The following is a 22,332-nucleotide window of genomic DNA, read 5'->3' on the forward strand; positions in this document are numbered from 1 at the left end:
GTGATCTGCCTAGCAGAATTGCAGACCATTCGTGCACAACAGGGGATCAGGATCATAGACCCCGGGTGAAAAGCCTGCTTAGATGGCGTTGGAACGCTGGCGCACCACATTGGTGCACCAAAACGATCCAAGGTTGCACCACTATGAGGCGCAACTCTGCACGAGAGCGGGTGACCCGACAGCCTGAAACGGTGCAAATGCCCTGAAATCAAGCTGTCACAAACTTGGCACGATACTGGCTTATGTGAATGTGACGACGCATTCACCCAAAGAGTTTTAACACCGGAGGTTACTTAGCATGTCAGCCCAGAACGTTTTGGCCCTGATCCAGGAACACGAAGTCAAGTTTGTTGATCTGCGCTTTACCGACACCAAGGGTAAAGAACAGCACGTATCCATTCCTTCCCATCAGGTCGATGAAGACTTCTTCGAAGATGGCAAGATGTTCGATGGTTCCTCCATCGGAGGCTGGAAGGGCATCAATGAGTCTGACATGGTGCTGATGCCGGACCCGGCCTCCGCCAAGCTGGATCCCTTCACCGAAGAGACCACCCTGAACATCGTCTGTGACGTACTCGAGCCCGCCACCATGCAAGGCTACGACCGCGATCCGCGCTCCATCGCCAAGCGTGCCGAAGATTTCCTGAAGTCCAGCGGCATCGCCGACACCGTGCTGTTCGGGCCGGAGCCGGAATTCTTCATGTTCGACAACATCACCTTCTCCAACACCATGGGCCACAGCTTCGTGAAGATCGAATCCGAAGAAGCGGCCTGGAACTCGGGTACCGACTACGAGCATGGCAACAAGGGGCACCGTCCCTTCGTCAAGGGGGGCTACTTCCCGGTTGCGCCGGTTGACTCCTCCCAGGACATCCGCGCCGCCATGTGTCTGGTGCTGGAAGAGATGGGTCAGGTGGTCGAAGCGCACCACCACGAAGTGGCGACCGCTGGTCAGAACGAGATCGCGACCCGCTTCAACACCCTGACCTTGAAGGCTGATGAAGTGCAGGTGCTGAAGTACGTGATCCACAACGTGGCCCACGCCTACAACAAGACAGTCACCTTCATGCCGAAACCCATGTTCGGCGACAACGGCTCTGGCATGCACTGCCACCAGTCCCTGGCCAAGAACGGCGTCAACCTGTTCGCCGGCGACCTGTACGGCGGTCTGTCCGAGATGGCGCTGCACTACATCGGCGGCATCATCAAGCACGCCAAGGCCATCAACGCCTTCGCCAACCCGACCACCAACTCCTACAAGCGTCTGGTGCCGGGCTACGAAGCACCGGTCATGCTGGCCTACTCCGCCCGCAACCGCTCCGCCTCCATCCGCATCCCGGTAGTGCCGAGCCCGAAAGCCCGTCGCATCGAGGTTCGCTTCCCGGATCCGGCTGCCAACCCCTACCTGGCCTTCGCCGCCCAGCTGATGGCCGGTCTGGACGGTATCATCAACAAGATCCATCCGGGCGATGCCATGGACAAGAACTTGTATGACCTGCCGCCGGAAGAAGCCGCCGAAGTGCCGACCGTTGCCGGCTCTCTGGACGAAGCCCTGTCCGCCCTGGACGCGGATCGCGAGTTCCTGACCCGCGGCGGCGTGTTCAGCGACGACTTCATCAACTCCTACCTGGAGCTGAAGCAGCAGGACGTGGATCGCGTACGCATGACCCCGCACCCGCTGGAGTTCGAGCTGTACTACTCCGTCTAATTGGGTGTCCTCGCGTCATCATCATGAAAACCCGCCGACTGGCGGGTTTTTTTATACCCGTCTGACCGGCTCTGCAGGCGCTACCGTCGGGGAAGCATCTAACTTATCGATCTATGTCTGCACCATATCGCCGACAATCGGTCTGACCGTTTTTTTCTCTGATAGGATTAAGCTGAACCCCGTCAAGGAGAGATGGATGAACAGAGTTCCATGGATACTGAGCCTCTTGCTGATGCTGCCTTGCACCGCCCAAGCCGCCAGAGTCTACTCCTGGGTCGATGCCAACGGCGTGACCCACTACACGGACGCCCCTCCCCCGGGTAAGAGCGCGAAAGAGATAGACCTGCGGGTCTCCCCCCTCATCGGCACCGCCCCCCACTCGGTCCAGGTCGACAACTTCAACCATCTGACCGGGGTGGACGAGAAGAAGGCGAAAGAGGCCGCCAAGCTGGCGATCGAGCTGATCTCCCCCGAGCCGGGCAGCACCCTGCGCGACAACACCGGCAACATCGTCTTCCAGGCCGAGGTCAGCCCCCAGCCGCCGGTGCAGTTCGATCTGCGCCTGCTGCTCAACGGCAAGGCCGCCCCTCTGGTCCACAACAGCCTGGCCATCCGGGTAGAAAACCTGGATCGCGGCGCCCATCAGGCACAGCTCGAGCTGCTCGCCAAAGACGGTACGATCCTTGCTAAATCCAAGCCAACCACCTTCTACCTGCACAGAACCACGGTGGATCAGGCTCCCAAGGCCACCCCCAAGGCCAATTAGGGGTGATGTGATGCACCGATGCGGGTAAACTCAATGCACCATATCGGTGCATAACCGGTGAGCAGCACCGTTTTAGGGAGAAACCTGTGCCAACCCGCTCGGACAACGCCAAGACCCTCTTGGACAACCTGCTGACCGCCGTCATCCTGATGGACGAGCGGCTCTGCATTCAATTCGTCAACCCGGCGGCCGAGCAGCTGCTCTCCCTCAGCGAACGGCGCCTGATCGGCATCGAGTTGCCCTATCTACTCGAGCACATCTCCCTCGATCTGCAGCGTTTCAAGCAGTGCCTCATTTCGGGGCAGGGCTTCACCGACAGCGAAGTCACCCTGGTGGTGGAAGGGGAGCCCAGGCTGGTGGAGATCAGCGTCAGCCCCATGGCCGATACCCTCTCCAACAGCGAGCAGCGGCTGATGGTGGTGGAGCTGCGCAAGATCGATCAGCAGAAGAAGATCAGCCAGGAGCTGCAGCAGCACGCCCAGCAGCAGGCGGCCAAGGAGCTGGTGCGCGGCCTGGCTCACGAGATCAAGAACCCCCTCGGCGGCCTGCGCGGCGCGGCCCAGTTGCTGCAAAAGGAGCTGCCGGACCCGGCGCTGCGCGAATACACGGGCATCATCATAGAGCAGGCAGATAGATTGAGAGTGCTGGTCGATCGCCTGCTCGGTCCCCAGCGCCCCGGCCGCCATCAGATGCACAACGTCCACTCGGTCCTTGAGCAGGTGCGCCGCCTGGTAGATCTGGAGCTGCTGCCCCAGATCCGGATCGAGCGGGACTACGACCCCAGTATTCCGGAATTCGAGATGGAGCCGGATCAGCTGCAGCAGGCCTTCCTCAACATAGTGCGCAACGCCGCCGAGGCCCTGGGGGAACAAACCGGGCTCATCCGCATCAAGACTCGCACCGCCTTCCAGATCACCATCCACGGCCAGCGCTACCGGCTGGCGGCCGAGATCAAGATCATCGACAACGGGCCTGGTATTCCGGATGCCATCCGCGACACCCTCTTCTACCCCATGATCACCGGCAAGGAGGGGGGCACAGGGCTGGGGCTCTCCATCGCCCAGAACCTGATCAATCAGCACAAGGGGCGCATCGACTGCATCAGCTGGCCGGGCCACACCGAATTCACCATCTATCTACCGCTTCGCAAATAAGGGAACCTCATGACAGCAAAAGTGTGGATCGTCGATGACGACAGCTCCATCCGGTGGGTCCTGGAGCGCACCCTGGGCAGCGAAGGTTTCGACTGCGAGAGCTTTGCCGACGGCGAGGCCCTGCTGAGCTCCCTGGAGATCCGCTCGCCGGACGTGATCCTGTCCGATATCCGCATGCCAGGTATCGACGGCCTCAGCCTGCTGGAGCAAATTCACCGCCGTCAGGCAGACCTGCCCATCATCATCATGACGGCCCACTCGGATCTGGACAGTGCGGTCAACGCCTACCAGCGTGGCGCCTTCGAATACCTGCCCAAGCCGTTCGACATCGACGAGGCGGTCAGTCTGGTTCGCCGGGCCGAGAATCACTTGAAAGAGCAGCGTACCAAGCGCAAAGGGCGCCAGCAGGAGCCCGGCAACAGCCCGGAGATCATCGGCGAGGCCCCCGCCATGCAGGAGGTGTTTCGCGCCATCGGCCGGCTGTCGCGCTCCAGCATCTCTGTGCTCATCAACGGCCAGAGCGGCACCGGCAAGGAGCTGGTCGCCCACGCCCTGCACAAGCACAGCCCCCGTTCCCACAAGAACTTCATCGCCCTCAACATGGCGGCCATCCCGAAAGATCTCATCGAATCCGAGCTGTTCGGCCATGAGAAGGGGGCCTTCACCGGTGCCAACAACATACGCCACGGCCGCTTCGAGCAGGCCGACGGCGGCACCCTGTTTCTGGACGAAATCGGGGACATGCCCCTCGAGGTGCAGACTAGGCTGCTGCGGGTGCTGGCGGATGGCCAGTTCTACCGGGTCGGCGGCCATCAGCCGGTACAGGTGGATGTACGGATCATCGCCGCCACCCACCAGAACCTGGAGAAGCGGGTCGCGGACGGCGAGTTTCGGGAGGACTTGTTCCACCGCCTCAACGTCATCCGCATCCACATCCCGGCCCTCAAGGAGCGCCGCGAAGATATCCCCCAGCTCGCCCAGCACTTCCTGCTACGCGCCGCCAAGGAGCTGAACGTGGAGGCCAAGAGCCTGCACCCGGACACCCAGGCCTATGTCAGCCGCCTGCCCTGGCCGGGCAACGTGCGCCAGCTGGAGAACGTCTGCCGCTGGCTGACCGTGATGGCCTCGGGCCAGGAGGTGCTGGTGAGCGATCTGCCGCCGGAGCTGCTGACCCCCATCACCAGCACGGCGGAGCCGGGCCAGCCCGCCCTCACCGGTGGCTGGCAACAGCAGTTGCAGGACTGGGTAGCCGCCAAGCTGGCGCTGGGGGAGACCGACATCCTGGCCGATGCCCTGCCCCAGTTCGAGCGGATCATGCTGGAAACCGCGCTGGAGCACACCCGTGGCCACAAGCAGGAGGCCGCCCGCCTGCTCGGCTGGGGCCGCAACACCCTGACCCGCAAGCTCAAGGAACTCGACATTCCCTGAGCCGTTGGGAAAAACGATTCCCATCACGCCTTGACGAATCCCTGGCCAATCAGACCCCGTTTGCGCGCAAACGGGGTATCTTTTTCAGGAGTCCCGCCTAGAATGGCAGGCTTTCCAACCCGACTCGCAGAAGGCGCCACCATGATTGACAGATCCCTCCCCCTGACCGACCTGCACCGCCATCTGGACGGCAACATCCGTCCCCAGACCATTCTCGAGCTGGGTCGGCAACACAACATCCAACTGCCCGCCGATGAGCTGGAGGCGCTGCGCCCCCACGTGCAGATCGTCGAGAACGAGCCGAGCCTGGTCGCCTTCCTGAAGAAGTTGGACTGGGGCGTGGCCGTGCTGGCCGATTACGATGCCTGCCGCCGGGTCGCCTACGAGAACGTGGAAGATCTGCTGCGCGCCGGTATCGACTACGCCGAGCTGCGCTTCAGCCCGGCCTACATGGCCATGGCCCACAAGCTGCACCCGCAGGGCGTGGTGGAGGCCATCATAGACGGCGTCGCCGCCGGCAGCCGTGATTTTGGCATCAAGACCAACCTCATCGGCATCATGAGCCGCACCTTCGGCACCGAGCAGTGCCGGGTCGAACTGGATGCCTGCCTGGCTCACCGGGATCGCCTGGTCGCCATCGATCTGGCGGGGGACGAGCTGGGCTTCCCGGGCGAGCTGTTCACCGACCACTTCCGCCGGGTGCGGGATGCGGGTATGCGCGTGACCGTGCACGCCGGCGAGGCGGCGGGCCCGGAGAGCATGTGGCAGGCCATTCGCGACCTGGGGGCCGAGCGTATCGGTCACGGCGTCAAGGCGATCCAGGATCCGGCCCTGATGGCCTACTTGGCGGAGCATCGCATCGGCATCGAGTCCTGCCTCACCTCCAACCTGCAGACCACCACGGTCGCAAGCCTGGCCCAGCACCCGATCCGCCAGTTCCTGGCCGCCGGTGTACTGGCCTGCCTCAACACAGACGACCCAGCTGTGGAAGGCATAGATCTGCCCTACGAGTACGAGGTCGCAGCCCCGGCCGCCGGCATGACTGGGGATGAAATCCGTACCGCACAGCGCAATGGTCTGACGCTGGCCTTCCTGAGCGAGGCTGAGAAGGCCGAACTGAGCGCCCGCGCCGCCAACCGCCAGGGATAATCCCCATCCCGCCCCCAATAAAAAAACCGCCGAGAGGCGGTTTTTTTATTCTTACCAGCCGGCAATCGGTCAGATCACCCGGGAGAACTGCTGCTGGCGCGCCTTGTTGCGCAGGTAAACGTCGAAGCACATGCAGATGTTGCGAATGAGCAGCTGGCCGGTGGAGACCACCTCCAGGCCGTCGTCGTTCATGCGCACCAGGCCATCGTCGACGAAGGTCTGCAGCAGCCTGAGATCCTCGGCGAAGTACTCCCTGAACACCAGGCCGTGGGCCTGCTCGACGGCGGCGAAGTTCAGGGAGAAGTCGCAGATGAGGCGCTTGATCACCTCCCGGCGGATCAGGTCATCCCGGTTGAGGGAGCACCCCTTCCACTGGGCATGGCCCAGCTCGTCCACCTGGGCGTAATAGGCCTTGAGATCCTTCTGGTTCTGGGAGTAGGCATCGCCGATCATGCTGATGGAGGAGACGCCGAGGCCCAGCAGATCACAGTCCCCCTGGGTGGTGTAGCCCTGAAAGTTGCGGTGCAGCTTGCCCTCTCGCTGGGCCACCGCCAGCTCGTCGTCTGGCTTGGCGAAGTGATCCATGCCGATGAACTGGTAACCCTGGCCGGTGAGGAAGGCGATGGTGTCCTGCAACATGGCCAGCTTCTCGCGGGGGGCCGGCATGTCCGCCTCCTTCAACTTGTGCTGGGCGGCGAAACGGCTCGGCAGGTGGGCATAGTTGAAGATGGAGAGGCGGGCCGGATCCGTCTTGAGCACCTCTTCCAGGGTGTGGTGGAAGCTGTCGCGGTTCTGGTGGGGCAGGCCGTAAATCAGATCGAGGTTGGTGGAGCGGAAACCGAGCGCGCGGGCGCGCTCCAGCATGGCGCGGATGAAGTCGTTGTCCTGCTCGCGGTTGACCGCGACCTGGACCGCCTTGTTGAAGTCCTGCACCCCGAGGCTGATGCGGTTGAAGCCCACTTCCCGCAGCACATCCAACATGGAGAGTTCTATCTCCCGCGGATCCACTTCGATGCTGATCTCGCCTTCGTCGGCAAACTGGAAGTGCTCCCGCAACATGGCCATCAGGCGCCGGGTCTGGGCTTCGTTCAGATAGGTCGGCGTGCCACCGCCCCAGTGCAGCTGGGTCACCAGCCTGTGTTTGAACAGGGGAGCCTGGGCCTTGATCTCCTGCTCGAGGAAGTCGAGGTACTGATCGGCCTTGTGCTGGTGGCGGGTGATCACCTTGTTGCAGCCGCAGTAGTAGCAGAGCTTGTGGCAGAAGGGGATGTGCACGTAGAGCGACAGGTTGCGGGCCGGGTACTGGCCGGCGGCGTGGACGAAATCCGGGTAACCGAACCCTTCGTTGAACTCCAGCGCGGTGGGATAGGAGGTATAACGCGGGCCGCTGTAGTTGTATTTCTCGATCAGGGCCTGGTCCCACACAATCTGTTCTACTTGCACGCTTGCTTCCTCTCTCTTTTTATCGACGGCTTAACTGGAAGTCCTTCAACAGGGCGACATCCTTGAGGATCTGCGCCTCCAGCTCGGCTTCATAGCCGCTGCGCTCGAGATCCATCCTCATCACTTCATTGCGCTTGAGCGCCCGCCTCGCCTCGTGAGTCGGCATCTCCTTCACCTTCTCGTAGAGGCCGTACAGACCGGGGAACTCCTCGGTGAAGGCGCGCCCCCCCTTGATCTGCAGGGCATCCAGCAGATTGGTCAGGCGAATGGCCCCTTCCGAGTAGTCACACTGACCGTCCCGTACCGCATGGGCGATCACCCTGACGCTCTCGAGGATCCGTTCATTGCGGGCCGCGATGGCCTGTTGCTGCATGTCGTGCTGACGCTTGAGGCGAGCCAGCAGGGTGCCGACATAGACCGCCAGCCCCAGCAAGACAAGGCCACCCAGCAGGGCGGCCAGCATCCATCCACTCATCACTTCTTCTTCGGCTCGGGCTTGGGCTCAGGCTGATAGTCAACCTGGCTGAAGCGCTCCCACAGCTCCTCTTCGGAGGCGGGCTGGCTCGGCTCGTCGAAGTCGGCGTCATCGAAATCGCCGTCTTCGTCTTCATCGGTGTCTATGATGCCGAGCTCGTCCATCAGCTCCTGATAGCGATCGACGCGCTGATCGACCCAGGTCTGTTCGCCCGCCGCCAGGGTCTCGCCGTTATCCAGGCGATCCAGCAGATCGTTCAGACGGTCGTCGTTCTCGATGGAGGCGAGCTCCTGCTCCGGCGTCATCACCAGCTTCTTCTCTTTCAGTGGCTTGGGGGCCACCGGCTTGCTCTTCTTCTCTTCCACGATCAGCACGACCGGCTTGCGAGAGCCGATGCGCGGATCCTTGGCCTGCTTACCGCTGCCTTGTTTCTGCTCAGACCCTGCCTGTTGGCGGGAGCCTGCTTTCAAACCCTTTCGCTTGGCGGCGCGCTTGCGCTCGCGGCCTTCCTGGGCACTGGCATCTGATTCTTTGCGCTTGCCGGTGGGCTTGCGGGTGGGTTGTTTGGCCGACATGAATGACTCCGACAAATAGCTGGATTGAAGCCCGATCCCGTGATTGCTTGGGGCGGGAAGGATGCTGGGGCGGGAACAGTAAATCTGGGACAAGAGGAGGATCCTGCACCAATTCGGCCATATTGACCGCTGAACACCGCAGGATCGGCATCCTCTGGGCATGTTGCTGCTATTTTGACACAGAATGCCTGAGCGGGTTAATCACCCAATGGAAAAAAGGCAGCCGAAGCTGCCTTTATATGTTTATGCGAGTCCCATTCCCTGGTTGCAAAACGCCTTGTCCCTGGGCGTACTTCTGCGCATCGTGTTGTGGGGTCTTCCTGACCCTTATAGGTCGTTCCTGAATGTGCGTGTGCTTGCCTGACCCGTCTCGACGACATCCTGCCATCCATCCGGGGTGGTTGCCTCCCGCAGCCTCGCCCATCCCGGGCGATCACCATCCTGGTCTTGCTATCCCGTGCTCATCACCTGTGCATGCTGAGCCGACTTCCTGTCCAACCCGATGGGACATGCGCCCAGGGGTCACTCCATGAGCTCACTGTAACAAGTTGGCAGAATGGCTCAATCCACTCAGAATGTTTTCAAACGAAGATAAAACTATCTGCTCATACCTAAGATATTGAAAATTATGGTTTCGAGAATGAAGGCTGATGTCTGTTTCAGCCCGGGCGAACCAGAAAATGGGAGATCTCTTACAACAACTCAGGCCATTTATGGCCAATGGGGCTAAAGGTGAAAAAGAAACGGGGAACTATTGAGTTCCCCGTGCTTTTCAACAAGATAGGTTACAGCTGTTATCAGTGCAGACCGGCCACGTATTTGGACAATGACTCTATGTCTTCATCCGTCAGCTTCCTGGCCACGTCCCGCATCATACCGTTGGGGTCATTCTCCCGGGCAGCGCTGCGGAAGGCGATGAGCTGCGCCTTGATATAGGCAGGATGCTGCCCAGACAGGCTGGGATACTTGGCCTGCTCGACACCCGAGCCCCGCGGCCCGTGGCAGGCAGTGCAAGCCGCCAGACCCCGACTCATGTCGCCACCCATGTAGAGCGCCTTGCCGGCGGCAACAACCTCATCCGGCACGGCCAGCGGCGTGACCTTCTGGGTGGAGAAGTAGGCGGCCAGGTCATCCATGTCCTGTTCGGACAGGGGCAAGGCCATGGGTCCCATGATGGGTGCCACCCGGCCAGTTTGGCCTGAAGCGGCAGCCTTCAGTTCAACTAATTGTTTTTTGATATATGATGCGTGCTGACCAGCAATCTTGGGATACATGTCGACTGGGCTGTTGCCGTCCGGTCCATGGCAAGCTGCGCAGACGGCCGCCTTGGTTTGTCCCGCAGCGGCATCGCCCTTGGCTTGTGCCATCCCAGTTACGCCAACCATCAGAGCAAGAGTAATGACTAGGTTCTTCATGGCGTTCCAACTTTCTCGTTATTAGGCTTCCAGATCCCATGCCGCCGAAGGCATGTTAAAATAAACGCGTATAAGCGACGCTATTTTACACGATTTTACAATAAAGTAACTGATAACCCTCTCTCTCTATAGGGAATTTACGTTGGATACACAAACTCTGAATTTCAATAAGGTGCATTTTGTGACCAGCGCACCCGATATCCGCCACCTGCCGAATGATGGGGGTGTCGAGATTGCGTTTGCCGGTCGCTCCAACGCCGGCAAGTCGTCTGCATTGAATACCCTGACCAAGCACAAGAACCTGGCGCGTACCAGTAAGACCCCTGGCCGTACCCAGCTGATCAACCTGTTCGAGCTGGAACCGGGCAAGCGCCTGGTGGATCTGCCGGGCTATGGTTATGCCCAGGTCCCGCTGGAAATGAAGCTGAAGTGGCAAAAGTCGCTGGCTGAATACCTGCAGCGCCGTGAGTCCTTGAAAGGGCTGGTGATCCTGATGGACATCCGCCACCCGCTCAAGGAGACCGACATGAACATGCTGGAGTGGAGCGCCCACCGCGAATTGCCGGTCATGCTGCTGCTGACCAAGGCGGACAAGCTGAGCCCGGGTCCCCGCAACAATCAGGTCATCAAGGTGCGTCAGGCCGTGGCGGAACTGGGTCCGCAGATCCAGGTGGAAGCCTTCTCTTCCCTCACCAACATAGGTGTCGAGAAGCTGGCCCAGACCCTGACGGGCTGGTATCTGTCCGGTGCCGACATAGCGCCGGTAGACGGTGACGAAGAAGATCAGGCCGGGGAGTAAACACTCCTCGCCTCCCTGCAATGAGCGGAGTTGGTTCTCCGCTGATTGAAAGACTTTCAGTTTCCCTCTTCTCTTTCCCCCTCTCCCCGAAGCCTCGCTGCGCTCCGTCGCCCAGGAAGTCGATTCCTTAATAATCAATGTGATAAACACTTAGAATGTAGCAATAATTAACTTATTACTGCATTGACAGCGTTTTCATGATTTTCCGGATATGGGGCTTTTTCGGGACAAGATAAACACCAAACTGAAAGTTTATTACGGGACAAAGGCGGTAGGCATGAAGAAAGGACAAAAATGAGGCCAGTGCAGCGATCCGCAAGACTGGCCCTAAGCAATCAATTCAAAAAATTGGGAAAAAGCTAATTCTCGAGAACAAAGACGATTGGTTTTCCTCAAGAAAGGCCCCCATTCTAACAAAAAATTGGACGAACTAAAGCATTTACTCTAAACGAATCCCATAAAAAAACGCCCCGACGATGACTCATCGGGGCTGCTATTCAGCCACATTCAATTACGTGAAATAAAAGGTCTGAAAGATAGAACATCTTACCTCTGTACCCTACGCAGAGAACTGTACAGCAAAGCAGCAAAAAGTGAAAGTAATTTATGTAATTTAGTTTCATGAAAAATGAATGACATAAATTTCTTTATTTTTCATGCAGATAAAAAAATCCCCAGTACGAAGACCGGGGAGTTATAAAGGTGACTAGCTAGCACTTCCTCAACTATCTAGTTAGTCAGCAGTTTTTCACTCAAGTTCCGCTGTATCGGAAAAAAACTTGAAAAATCTACAAGTAGATGGCGCCGTCCTCACCAAATGCTTGTTCTTCAATGAGTTTTTCTGCCAACTCCTCGATATCAAAGCGCAGGGCTTCGAAGGCCTTGAGGATCTCCTCCTCCCTCGCGAGGCTCAGGCCAGCCAGTTTCTCCAGTCGCCGCCGGCTGATATAGCAGTCGATCCGAGCCCCCTGCCACTGGGCCGGGAAATGCACTCGCTGCGCCTGTTCTTCCCAGCTCATCAGGTCGGGAAATAGTATGCCTTGGTTCACAGGATCCCCAGATTGCGTTTCAGCTCTCTCAATACCTGTTTAGTACCGGGACGAAGACCGCGCCACACGGTGAAGGCTTCGGCGGCCTGTTCCACCAGCATGCCCAGGCCATCCATGGTCAGCCGGGCCCCGTGGGACTTGGCCCAGGCGATGAAGGGGGTATCTGTGGCGCCGTACATCATGTCGTAGATGGCGATGTCGCCGTGGATCAACGCCGGGGAGAGGGGGGGCAAGTCCCCCTGCAGGCTGGCGGAGGTGGAGTTGATGATGAGATCGAACGGTCCCTGCAACGCCTCATACGCCACGGCCTGAATAGCTCCCAGATCCTGGAACTCTTCGGCCAGCCGGGCCGCCTTGGCCTGGGTGCGATTGGCGATCACCAACTCATGCGGCGACTCGGCCAACAGGGGGGCCAGGCTCCCTCTCGCTGCCCCACCGGCACCGAGCAGCAGGATCCGGCTCCCTGCCAACGCCACCCCATGCGCCTTGAGATCCGCCACCAGGCCAGCGCCATCCGTGTTGTCCCCCAGCAGCACGCCGTCATCGGTCAGCTTGATGGTGTTGACGGCCCCCGCCCGCCTGGCCCGCGGGCTCAATCTGTCGACCAAGGAGAACGCCTGCTCCTTGAAGGGGACGGTCACGTTGCAGCCCTTGCCCCCCTCGGCGAAGAAGGCGCGCAGGCTTGTCTCAAACTCGTCGGGGGCGGGCTCGGCCAGACCATACTCCAGCGCCTGCTGGGTCTGCCTGGCAAACAGGGTATGGATGAAGGGGGACTTGCTGTGGCGCACCGGGTGGCCAAAAACCAGATAACGATCCATCGGGGAGTTCCATCAGAGGGTCATGTCCCGATTTAACGGGTTTTCCTGTCCGGGAACAAGCCAAAAATCGGCAGCGAAAAGGGGCCATGGGCCCCTTTTGTCACAACCATTCCCTTGGCGTGAGGTAGTCACGATAGAGCGCCGCCTCTGGGCTCCCCGACTCGGGTTGCCAGTCATACTCCCAACGGGCCAGCGGGGGCATGGACATCAGGATGGACTCGGTACGGCCGCCGGTCTGCAGGCCAAACAGGGTGCCCCTGTCGTAGACCAGGTTGAACTCCACATAACGACCGCGGCGATAGAGCTGGAACTCCCGCTCCCGCTCGCCGAAGGGCATTGCCTTGCGGCGCTCTATGATGGGCAGATAGGCCGCGAGGTAGCCCTCCCCCACGGCCCGCATAAAGGCGAAGCACTCCTCGAACGGCCAGCGGTTCAGATCGTCGAAGAAGAGGCCGCCGACCCCCCGGGTCTCCCCCCTGTGTTTGAGGAAGAAGTAGCGATCACACCAGCCCTTGAACTCGGGGTAAACGCCTTCACCGAAGGGCTGGCATAGATCGTGGGAGACCCGATGCCAGTGCCGCACATCCTCGTCGAAGGGATAGAAAGGCGTCAGATCGAAGCCGCCGCCGAACCACCAGATGGGCGCTTCCCCCTCCTTCTCGGCGATGAAGAAGCGGACGTTGGCATGGCTGGTCGGTACATAGGGGTTGTGGGGGTGGATCACCAGGGAGACACCCATGGCCTCGAAGCGACGGCCCGCCAGCTCGGGGCGGTGAGCAGTCGCCGAGGCAGGCATGGCATCCCCATGGACGTGAGAAAAGTTGACCCCCCCCTGCTCGATCACGGCGCCATGGCGCAGCACACGGGTGCGGCCACCGCCACCCCCCTCGCGGGTCCAGGCATCCTCCACGAAGCGCCCAGTCCCATCGGCCTGCTCGAGGCCACGACAGACCTGATCCTGCAACTGCAGCAGGAAGGCCTTGATCCCGGCCACGTCCGGTTTGCTCATCTCGTCTCCAGTCAGGGGGGATCCCGTCCCGCCCGTTTTATTATGGGGTCATGCCCGGGCCAACCCGCTGCCGCGGGGTACTGTCCCTCAGGAGGGGCGGATGACGGCGCCGGTTCTGGCGTCCTTGATCTCGGACGGGTTGGCTTGCCCGCCGACGTTCCCCGGCAATATATAAGCCAGCATGTCCGCCAGCGGAGCGCCGATCTCGGCGGTGCTGCGGGCGGGTTCTTCACCGGTCAGGTTCGCACTGGTGGAGACCAGCGGCTTGCCATAGGCGCGGCACAGGGCCTGCACCTGGGGATGGCCACTCACCCGCACCGCCAGGGTATCGAAACGACCGGTCAGCCAGGCCGGGGTGCTGGGGCGGGCCGGCATGATCCAGGTGAAGGGGCCGGGCCAGCTGGCCTCCACTCTCTCAAGCTGCTCGGCACTGAGCTGGCTCAGGTCGATGTAGTCCTGCAACTGCGCCAGATCGGCGGCGATCAGGATCAAGCCCTTCTCCACCGGCCGCTGCTTGATGGTCAGCAATCGCTGTACCGCCAGCTCGGAGTCGGGATCGCAACCCAGACCGAACACGGCCTCGGTCGCATAGGCGATCACTCCATCCGCACGAAGGGCGGCGACGGCTTGTTCAAATTCGTTTTGCATAGGAAATGGGCAGGCTGGCTGCCACCTCGTCACTGGTTCGGGTTGAACTGCATCGGGGAGAGGGGTAAGCGGTCAAAATGGACTCGGCCCCGTGGGCGCCTGCGCCAGCCGGGATCCGGCTCCCCCGAGATGTTTCAATTTGGTTACGGCGGCGAGATTATACCCGCTCGCTCTGATGGCCGCATTTCTTTTGCGGGCAGACCCAGCTCAGCGTTCCCCTCACCTTCTTCTCCACCATGATGCCCCAGCCGCACTGGGGGCAGGGCATGGGGATCGGCTTGTCGTTCACCACGTATTTGCAGTGGGGGTAACCGTCGCAGGAGTAAAACTGTTTGCCGTAGCGGGAGGTGCGGCTCACTAGATGACCCTTGCCGCACTCCGGGCAGAGGATCTGGGTGTCGTCACGCTCCTGCAGGGATTCGATGTGTTGGCAGGCCGGATACTGGGTACAGCCGACGAAGAGGCCGTAGCGCCCCTTCTTGATGGCCAGCGGCTGTCCGCAATCCGGGCAGGCCGATCCTTCCAGCACTTTCTCGATGTCTCGGCCGGAGGGGGTGAGGGAACGAATATGGTCACAGGCGGGGTAGGCGGAGCAACCCAGGAAAGGGCCATGCTTGCCCTGGCGGATCACCAGCTCGGCGCCACACTGCGGGCAGGGCTCTCGCTCGAACGCAGGCTCGTGGGCTGAAAACAGGTGGTGATCGATCTTTGACATGGGCCGCGCCTCGGAATCCAGATGGCCTGAATTCTACCAGCGCGGCGCTGGACTGTCAGTGGATGACGCCGTCTGACTCATCAAACACCAGCTCTTCCATCTGCTGGTAGGCGTTTTCACTGCCTGGCACGTTGAAAAGAACCATCATGACGACCCACTTGAGATCATCCAGCTCGATATCCGGTTTATCCAGCTCGAGCAGGCGTTCGATACAGATCTCGCGGGTCTCGGCGTTCAGTACCTGCGCCTGTTCCAGGAACAGCAGGAAACCGCGGCACTCGGTGCTGAGGCGGGCCAGCTCTTGCGGAGCATAGATCCGCATCGACCCCTGCGCGCTGGCGCTGACATACACCTCCCGCTCGCTGTCGTGCAGATTGGCCAGCCGTTCCAGCCAGTTGAGCGCCTTCTCGATCTCGTCCGGGTTGAAACCGGCCCGGCTCAGTTCGTCGGTGAGTTCATCTTGCTCGACCATCACATCTGCATCGCTGTGGATGTAGGTCTCGAAAAGGTACATCAATACATCAAACATGATTCGCCCTCCTCGTTCTGACGTATCCACCGGCTACCGCCATCACTGCACCGGCCAGCTCCAGCTCTACCAACCTGCCGAGAACTTGTTCGACAGGAAGCCGGGACCGTTCGGCAACGGTATCCACGCTCGTGGCTTCATAATCTACGTTATCCAACAAATCGGCATAAGGCAATTCGCTATTATGCGAAGGCTCAGGGGAATGCTCGGCGGGTCTCATCGCGGCCGCCAGCGTCGGCAACTCCTCCAGGATGTCGGCCGCAGTCAGCACCAGCTTGGCCCCCTGCTGGATCAGCCGGTTGCAGCCCGCCGCCTGGGGATTCTGCGGGGCACCGGGCACGGCAAACACCTCCCGCCCCTGCTCCAGGGCGTAGCGGGCCGTGATGAGGGAGCCGCTCTGCTCGGCAGCCTCCACCACCAGGGTGCCAAGCGACAAGCCGCTGATGATGCGATTGCGGCGCGGGAAATGTTCGGCCAGGGCCCCCTTGTCCGGCGCCAACTCCGAGATGAGCAAGCCTCCCTGTACCAGAACCTGCTCCGCCAGGCCCTGATGGCGTTTGGGGTAGAGGCAGTCGAGCCCGGAGCCCAGCACAGCCAGGGTCGTCCCCCCTGTTGCCAGCGCCTGCTGATGGCAGACACCGTCGATACCGAGGGCCAGGCCTGAGGTGATGGCAAGCCCGCATTCCACTAATTCAGCACACAGGCGAGCGGCGTTATCCTTACCCGCATGGGTGGGGTGACGGGTGCCCACCATGGCCAGTTGCGGCAATGCCAGGGCGGCCAGATCGCCACGGCAATAGAGCAGCAGAGGCGCCGCCGGGATCTCTTGCAACAGGGAGGGATATTGGGGGGAATTCAGGCAGATCAGATGATGGCCGGGCTGACTGGCCCAGCGCAGCCCCTGTTCCACCTCGGGACCCGGCCACCTGAGCTGCCGAAGCTGCTGCTCGTTGAGCCCCATGGCGCGCAACTGACCGTCATCGCGCGCAAACAGGGCCTCAATGTCGCCCTGACAGTGACTCAGCAGGCGGGAGGCGGTCACCGGCCCAATGCCGCTTACCGCATTCAGGGTCAACCACAGGGCGAGGCGATCGGGAGGCAGTCGCACGTCAGAAGTTGCTGACCTGATAACCCGAGCTCACCAGCTCCCGGCTCTGCAAGATCAGGCCATAGCTCAGCTTGTCGTATACCTTGAACAGCATGACCCTGGCCACGGATTCCGACGGCAGGGAAGACTTGCCGGCAGAGTAGAACGCCTTGTCATAGACGGAGGCATATTCGCGGTAAGAGACCTTGCCATTCTTGTCCACCATCTCGGCCCCCGGGCGCTGGATATCCAGCACATCGCCGGGGGAAACGCTGTCTCTGAGCCCCTTGTTGATGAGCACCACGTCAAACTTGCCGCCTCCCCTGGCCTTGCTCGGCAGCTCGATCACATAGCCGGGGCTGATGACGGGGGCCGCCTTGGGCATGAAGACGGCGGCGAGGGTCTCCTGGGGCGGCAGTGGCATCACCTTGTCCCCCTGATAAACTTCCCGCCGACTCTGGGCCAGGGTCACCCTGGCGGTGTTGTTGGGCAACTGTTCCTCGGCCCGCACCACACCGACGAAGACAGCCTCCTGACCGAGTTGCTCACCGGTCTGCTTGTCCTTGTAGATGGTCCCGGGATGATAGACGCCGTAGTCCTGGCCCGGGATCAGCGTGCCCTGGACGTAGAGGACGTCCCCCTCCAGCATGCCGACATGCTTCTCGTTGTTGCCGAGCACATAGGGCATCTCTTTGGCCTGCTGGCTGTTCGCCAGGATGTGATCGGTCTGCAGGAAGGGACCTATCTCGCTGAGCGGCAGGGTCGGCACCGGGTTGGCCTTGTTCTCGTAGCGATTCTTGGGGGAGAGGTGGATGACCTGCTTGCCTCCCTGGCTGGCCTTGCCGAGGCGAGGCTCCCCATTGACCCAGCTCAGTTGCAGCACATCCCCCGGGTAGATCCAGTGGGGATTGGCAATCTGGGGATTGATGTTCCAGAGGCGTGGCCAGAGCCAGGGCTCCGCCAGAAACTGGCCCGAGATGTCCCAGAGGGTGTCGCCCTTTTGCACCACATAGTTGTCGGGATGACCGGCTTTCAAAGCCAGTGGCGCCGCCAGGACGCCGCTCGTCATGGCCGCCGTCAGGCAGGCGAGGATGGTTTGCTTCAGATACATAACACTCCCTGTTATTTCTGCTCGCAAAGTGTTGCTGTTTTTTGTCGGCGTAAATGACTAGAATTACGTCAATATTGACTGCATTTATACGAAACTAAAGAAAAAACTATGGCCATTCTAGATGTATTGCGTTTCCCCGATGAGCGCCTGCGTACCATCGCAGCCCCTGTCGAGACCATTACACCCGAGTTACAACAGATTGTAGATGATATGTTCGAAACCATGTACGCGGAGGAAGGCATCGGCCTGGCCGCGACTCAGGTGGACATTCATCAGCGCATCATAGTGATCGACGTCTCCGAAGACCGCGAGGATCAGCTGGTGCTGATCAACCCCGAGATCCTGGAACAGTCCGGCAGCACCGGCATCGAAGAGGGTTGCCTCTCCGTTCCCGGCAGTCGCGCCCTGGTGCCGCGGGCCGAGTGGGTCAAGGTGCGGGCGCTGGATCGCAACGGCCAGCCGTTCGAGCTGGAAGCGGACGATCTGCTCGCCATCTGCATTCAGCATGAGATGGATCATCTGGTCGGCAAGCTGTTTGTGGATTACCTGTCCCCGCTCAAGCGCCAGCGCATCCGTCAGAAGCTGGAAAAGATGGCCCGTGAAGATCGCAAAGTCCTCTAAGGATCTGCCCCATTGAATAAACTGAAACTGATTTTTGCCGGTACTCCCGACTTCGCCGCCCGTCACCTGGCGGCGTTGTTGTCTTCCGACCACGAGGTCGTCGCCGTCTACACCCAGCCCGACAAGCCCGCCGGCCGTGGCCAGAAGCTCACCGCCAGCCCGGTCAAGGAGCTGGCCCTCGCCCACGATCTGCCGGTCTATCAGCCCGCCTCATTGCGCAATGAAGAGGCCCAGGCCGAGTTGGCCGCCCTGGGTGCCGATCTCATGGTGGTGGTGGCCTATGGCCTGATCCTGCCGAAGGTTGTGCTCGATACCCCCCGTCTGGGCTGCATCAACGTCCACGGCTCCCTGCTGCCGCGCTGGCGCGGTGCCGCCCCCATCCAGCGTTCCATCTGGGCAGGCGATGCCGAGACCGGCGTCACCATCATGCAGATGGACGTGGGGCTGGATACCGGCGCCATGATCCGCAAGGTTACTTGCCCCATCGCCGCAGATGAGACCTCCACCAGTCTGTATGACAAGCTGGCTGAGCTGGGTCCCCAGGCGCTGGTCGATACCCTGAACGCCATGGCCGCCGGCGAAGCCCAAGCCGAGCAGCAGGACGACGCCCTGGCCAACTACGCCCAGAAGCTCTCCAAAGAAGAGGCCCGCATCGACTGGTCCATGGAGGCCGTCGCCATCGAGCGCTGCATCCGCGCCTTCAACCCCTGGCCCATCAGCTGGTTCGAGGTGGCCGAGCAGACCATCAAGGTGTGGCAGGCCGAGGTCATCGACCAGGATCACGGTCAGGCGGCCGGCACCCTGCTCAAGGCCGACAAGCAGGGCATCGACATCGCCACCGGCAAGGGCGTGCTGCGCCTGCTGGCCCTGCAGCCCCCCGGCAAGAAGGCCATGTCGGCCGCGGATCTGCTCAACTCCCGCCGCGACTGGTTTGCCCCCGGCACGCAATTGAATTGAAACAAGCGGGGCCCGGGCCCCGACTTGCGCATTTAAGGTAACGCTATGAAAACACGTGCACAGGCCGCTCTCGTTATTCAACAGGTGCTGGATCAGGGTCAGTCCCTCTCCGCCGTTCTGCCTGCTGCCCAGGAGAAGGTGGCCCCTCGCGATCGCGCCCTCCTGCAAGAACTCTGCTACGGCACCCTGCGCTGGCTGCCCCGTCTCGACGCGGCGGTGGGTGAGATGATGGACAAGCCGCTCAAGAACAAGAGCCGCATCTTCCACTACCTGATCCTCGTTGGCCTCTATCAGCTGATTTACACCCGCATTCCGGCCCATGCCGCGGTGGCGGAGACGGTCAACGCCGTCAAGCTGCTCAAGGGCAGCTCCTTGCGCGGCCTCATCAACGGCGTGCTGCGCAACTTCCAGCGCAGTGCCGAGGTCATACTGCTGCGCATCGACCGTGTCCCCAGCGTGCGCCTCGGCCACCCGGAATGGCTCACCAAGCGCCTGCGCCAGGCCTATCCCGATGACTGGGAGTTCATCATGGAGGCCAACAACCAGCGCCCTCCCATGTGGATCCGCAACAACGGCCAGCACCAGAGCCGCGAGCAGATGTTGGCGCGCATGGCGGAGGCCGGCATCAACGCGGCGGCCGGTGAAGAGGGCGAGGATTGCATCCTGCTGGAGCGCCCCTGCGACGTGACCAAGCTGCCCGGCTTCGAGCAGGGTGACTGCTCGGTACAGGATGGCGCCGCCCAGCAGGCCGCCCGCCTGCTCGACCCGCAACCGGGCGAGTGGGTGCTGGATGCCTGCGCCGCCCCCGGCGGCAAGACGGCCCACCTGCTGGAGCGCCAGCCTGGGCTCGCCGGCGTGGTCGCCGTCGATGCCGACGAGAACCGCCTCAAGCGGGTGCAGGAGAACCTGGATCGCATCGGCCTGCACGCCCAGGTGATCCACGGTGACGCCAGCACCCCGGATCAGTGGTGGCCGGAAGGCCAGTTCGATCGCATCCTGCTGGACGCCCCCTGCTCCGCCACCGGCGTCATCCGCCGTCATCCCGACATCAAGTGGCTGCGCCGGGATCAGGACATCCGCGAACTCGCCGAGTTGCAGCGCCGAATTCTGGGCGCCCTCTGGGCCAAGCTCAAGAGCGGCGGCATCCTGCTCTACGCCACCTGCTCCGTGCTGCCGGAGGAGAACCGGGATCAGATCCGCGCCTTCCTGGCCGCCACCCCGGATGCCCGCCTGGTACCCCTGCACGAGCAGGACAACCCGGACCATCCGGGCCGTCAGTTCCTGCCGGGGGAAGCCGAGATGGATGGCTTCTACTACGCCAAGCTGATCAAGCAGTAAGCTGCAGATGAAGGGTTGGGGCGCCTGCGGGCGCCCTCGTTTCGAAGCAACCTTGAGCAAGATTTCTCTATGAAAATCATCATTCTTGGCGCAGGCCAGGTCGGTGGCACCCTGGCGGAGAACCTCGCCGGCGAGAACAACGACATCACCATCGTTGACACCGACAGCGATCGGCTGCGGGAGCTGCAGGACAAGTTCGATCTGCGGGTGGTGAACGGCCACGGTGCCCATCCCAGGGTGCTGCGCGAAGCCGGTGCCCAGGATGCGGACATGCTGGTCGCGGTCACCAACAGCGACGAGACCAACATGGTCGCCTGCCAGGTGGCCTACTCCCTGTTCAACACCCCGAACAAGGTGGCGCGGATCCGCTCCCCGGCCTACCTAGTGGAACGGGATCGCCTGTTCCTGCCGGAATCCGTGCCGGTGGATCACCTGATCGCCCCCGAGCAGCTGGTGACCGACTATGTGCGCCGCCTCATCGAGTACCCAGGTGCCCTGCAGGTGGTGGACTTCGCTGGCGGCAAGGTGGGTCTGGTGGCGGTCAAGGCCTACTACGGCGGCCCCCTGGTGGGCAATGCGCTCTCCACCCTGCGGGATCACATGCCGAACATCGAGACCCGGGTCGCCGCCATCTTCCGCCAGGGGCGCTCCATCCGCCCTCAGGGCACCACCATCATAGAGGCGGATGACGAGGTGTTCTTCGTCGCGGCGGCCGGCCACATCCGCGCCGTGATGTCGGAGCTGCAGCGCCTCGAGAGCCCCTATCGCCGCATCATGATAGTCGGCGGCGGCAACATAGGGGCCGGCCTCGCCCGTCAGTTGGAGAAGCGCTACAGCGTCAAGCTGATCGAGCGCAACCAGAAGCGGGCGGAGCAGCTCTCCGAGGTGCTGGAGAACACCATAGTCTTCTGCGGCGACGCGGCGGATCAGGAGCTGCTGGCGGAGGAGCATATCGATCAGATCGACGTCTTCATCGCGGTGACCAACGAGGACGAGGCCAACATCATGTCGGCCCTGCTCGCCAAGAAGATGGGTGCCAAGAAGACGATGGTGCTGATCCAGCGCGGCGCCTACGTGGATCTGGTGCAGGGCGGCTCCATCGACATCGCCATCTCGCCGCAGCAGGCCACCATCTCGGCCCTGCTGACCCATGTGCGCCGGGCCGACATCGCCAACGTCTACAGCCTGCGCCGGGGCGCGGCCGAAGCCATCGAAGCCATCGCCCACGGGGACGAGAACACCTCCAAGGTGGTCGGCAAGACGGTGGGCGAGCTGAAGCTGCCGCCGGGCACCACGATCGGCGCCGTAGTCCGGGGGGATGAGGTGCTGATCGCCCACGATCGCACCCAGATCCAGCAGGATGACCACGTGGTCATGTTCCTGGTGGACAAGAAGTACATCCCGGAAGTGGAGCGTCTGTTCCAGCCAAGCCCCTTCTTCCTCTGATCTGCCATGCGACAGGCAACAACAACCAGACCCGGACCTTTCTACAGAGAATCGTCCGGGTCTTTTGTTAATCAACGACCAGGTTATCCTGC

Annotated in this window: 22 protein-coding genes; 10 read left to right on the forward strand and 12 right to left on the reverse strand. The window is 61.4% G+C overall.

Annotated features, from left to right (window positions below; genetic code table 11):
* Window positions 1–298 precede the first annotated feature (298 nt).
* The 5 genes from glnA to add all read left to right on the forward strand — a co-directional run bounded on the left by glnA (window position 299) and on the right by add (window position 6,205).
* Window positions 299–1,708, forward strand: coding sequence for a glutamate--ammonia ligase (gene glnA, locus ACRCYW_RS13130; protein WP_349920623.1), 1,410 nt, complete (start codon window positions 299–301; stop codon window positions 1,706–1,708).
* A gap of 196 nt (window positions 1,709–1,904) precedes the next feature.
* A complete protein-coding gene (locus ACRCYW_RS13135; RefSeq protein WP_438550531.1) occupies window positions 1,905–2,474 on the forward strand; it encodes a DUF4124 domain-containing protein in 570 nt (189 codons plus the stop codon).
* A gap of 86 nt (window positions 2,475–2,560) precedes the next feature.
* On the forward strand, window positions 2,561–3,628 hold the full coding sequence (gene glnL, locus ACRCYW_RS13140; RefSeq protein ID WP_438550532.1) for a nitrogen regulation protein NR(II): 1,068 nt from the start codon (window positions 2,561–2,563) through the stop codon (window positions 3,626–3,628).
* Between the two features lie 9 nt (window positions 3,629–3,637).
* The gene (glnG, locus tag ACRCYW_RS13145) at window positions 3,638–5,056 is read left to right on the forward strand and encodes a nitrogen regulation protein NR(I) (RefSeq protein ID WP_438550533.1); all 1,419 of its coding nucleotides are present in this window, start codon (window positions 3,638–3,640) and stop codon (window positions 5,054–5,056) included.
* A 141-nt stretch (window positions 5,057–5,197) separates the two neighbouring features.
* Window positions 5,198–6,205 carry an adenosine deaminase gene (gene add, locus ACRCYW_RS13150; protein WP_438550534.1) on the forward strand — a complete coding sequence of 336 codons (1,008 nt, stop codon included), beginning with the start codon at window positions 5,198–5,200 and terminating at the stop codon, window positions 6,203–6,205.
* A gap of 69 nt (window positions 6,206–6,274) precedes the next feature.
* Here the strand turns inward: add and hemN are convergent, their stop codons facing one another.
* The 4 genes from hemN to ACRCYW_RS13170 form a co-directional block, all read right to left on the reverse strand.
* Window positions 6,275–7,648: an oxygen-independent coproporphyrinogen III oxidase gene (gene hemN, locus ACRCYW_RS13155; protein WP_438550535.1), complete on the reverse strand. Its 1,374-nt coding sequence runs from the start codon at window positions 7,646–7,648 to the stop codon at window positions 6,275–6,277.
* 19 nt (window positions 7,649–7,667) lie between these two features.
* Window positions 7,668–8,111, reverse strand: coding sequence for a DUF2489 domain-containing protein (locus ACRCYW_RS13160; RefSeq protein WP_438550597.1), 444 nt, complete (start codon window positions 8,109–8,111; stop codon window positions 7,668–7,670).
* A gap of 11 nt (window positions 8,112–8,122) precedes the next feature.
* Window positions 8,123–8,698 carry a Der GTPase-activating protein YihI gene (yihI, locus tag ACRCYW_RS13165; protein ID WP_438550536.1) on the reverse strand — a complete coding sequence of 192 codons (576 nt, stop codon included), beginning with the start codon at window positions 8,696–8,698 and terminating at the stop codon, window positions 8,123–8,125.
* Between the two features lie 797 nt (window positions 8,699–9,495).
* Window positions 9,496–10,113 (reverse strand): c-type cytochrome, encoded by a 618-nt coding sequence (locus ACRCYW_RS13170; RefSeq protein ID WP_438550537.1) that lies wholly within the window; start codon window positions 10,111–10,113, stop codon window positions 9,496–9,498.
* A 142-nt stretch (window positions 10,114–10,255) separates the two neighbouring features.
* Between ACRCYW_RS13170 and yihA the strand changes: the two genes are divergently transcribed.
* Window positions 10,256–10,912, forward strand: coding sequence for a ribosome biogenesis GTP-binding protein YihA/YsxC (gene yihA / locus ACRCYW_RS13175; protein ID WP_438550538.1), 657 nt, complete (start codon window positions 10,256–10,258; stop codon window positions 10,910–10,912).
* A 788-nt stretch (window positions 10,913–11,700) separates the two neighbouring features.
* On the opposite strand, the gene ACRCYW_RS13180 is transcribed toward yihA, so the two are convergent.
* The 8 genes from ACRCYW_RS13180 to ACRCYW_RS13215 all read right to left on the reverse strand — a co-directional run bounded on the left by ACRCYW_RS13180 (window position 11,701) and on the right by ACRCYW_RS13215 (window position 17,878).
* Complete coding sequence (locus ACRCYW_RS13180; protein ID WP_438550539.1) at window positions 11,701–11,961, reverse strand: DUF1488 domain-containing protein; 261 nt, start codon at window positions 11,959–11,961, stop codon at window positions 11,701–11,703.
* On the reverse strand, window positions 11,958–12,779 hold the full coding sequence (gene aroE / locus ACRCYW_RS13185) for a shikimate dehydrogenase (RefSeq protein WP_438550540.1): 822 nt from the start codon (window positions 12,777–12,779) through the stop codon (window positions 11,958–11,960). The genes ACRCYW_RS13180 and aroE overlap by 4 nt, the downstream gene beginning before the upstream one ends.
* A gap of 100 nt (window positions 12,780–12,879) precedes the next feature.
* The gene (gene hemF, locus ACRCYW_RS13190) at window positions 12,880–13,788 is read right to left on the reverse strand and encodes an oxygen-dependent coproporphyrinogen oxidase (protein WP_438550541.1); all 909 of its coding nucleotides are present in this window, start codon (window positions 13,786–13,788) and stop codon (window positions 12,880–12,882) included.
* A gap of 87 nt (window positions 13,789–13,875) precedes the next feature.
* Entirely contained in the window at window positions 13,876–14,436 is a 561-nt protein-coding gene (locus ACRCYW_RS13195) for a Sua5/YciO/YrdC/YwlC family protein (protein ID WP_438550542.1), read from the reverse strand.
* Window positions 14,437–14,593: 157 nt separating this feature from the next.
* A complete protein-coding gene (locus ACRCYW_RS13200; protein WP_438550543.1) occupies window positions 14,594–15,151 on the reverse strand; it encodes a topoisomerase DNA-binding C4 zinc finger domain-containing protein in 558 nt (185 codons plus the stop codon).
* 55 nt (window positions 15,152–15,206) lie between these two features.
* A complete protein-coding gene (locus tag ACRCYW_RS13205; protein ID WP_438550544.1) occupies window positions 15,207–15,680 on the reverse strand; it encodes a DUF494 family protein in 474 nt (157 codons plus the stop codon).
* Complete coding sequence (gene dprA, locus ACRCYW_RS13210; protein WP_438550545.1) at window positions 15,673–16,788, reverse strand: DNA-processing protein DprA; 1,116 nt, start codon at window positions 16,786–16,788, stop codon at window positions 15,673–15,675. The genes ACRCYW_RS13205 and dprA overlap by 8 nt, the downstream gene beginning before the upstream one ends.
* A 1-nt stretch (window position 16,789) precedes the next feature.
* On the reverse strand, window positions 16,790–17,878 hold the full coding sequence (locus ACRCYW_RS13215; protein WP_438550546.1) for a LysM peptidoglycan-binding domain-containing protein: 1,089 nt from the start codon (window positions 17,876–17,878) through the stop codon (window positions 16,790–16,792).
* 108 nt (window positions 17,879–17,986) lie between these two features.
* On the opposite strand from ACRCYW_RS13215, the gene def reads away from it, so the two are divergent.
* The 4 genes from def (at window position 17,987) to trkA (ending at window position 22,240) form a co-directional block, all read left to right on the forward strand.
* A complete protein-coding gene (def, locus tag ACRCYW_RS13220; protein ID WP_349920608.1) occupies window positions 17,987–18,499 on the forward strand; it encodes a peptide deformylase in 513 nt (170 codons plus the stop codon).
* Between the two features lie 12 nt (window positions 18,500–18,511).
* On the forward strand, window positions 18,512–19,456 hold the full coding sequence (fmt, locus tag ACRCYW_RS13225) for a methionyl-tRNA formyltransferase (protein ID WP_438550547.1): 945 nt from the start codon (window positions 18,512–18,514) through the stop codon (window positions 19,454–19,456).
* Window positions 19,457–19,501: 45 nt separating this feature from the next.
* Window positions 19,502–20,794, forward strand: coding sequence for a 16S rRNA (cytosine(967)-C(5))-methyltransferase RsmB (rsmB, locus tag ACRCYW_RS13230; RefSeq protein WP_438550548.1), 1,293 nt, complete (start codon window positions 19,502–19,504; stop codon window positions 20,792–20,794).
* A 69-nt stretch (window positions 20,795–20,863) separates the two neighbouring features.
* The gene (gene trkA, locus ACRCYW_RS13235) at window positions 20,864–22,240 is read left to right on the forward strand and encodes a Trk system potassium transporter TrkA (protein WP_438550549.1); all 1,377 of its coding nucleotides are present in this window, start codon (window positions 20,864–20,866) and stop codon (window positions 22,238–22,240) included.
* Window positions 22,241–22,332 lie beyond the last annotated feature (92 nt).

Origin of the sequence: Aeromonas sp. (assembly GCF_051657805.1) — a bacterium.
Classification (GTDB): Bacteria; Pseudomonadota; Gammaproteobacteria; order Enterobacterales; family Aeromonadaceae; genus Aeromonas.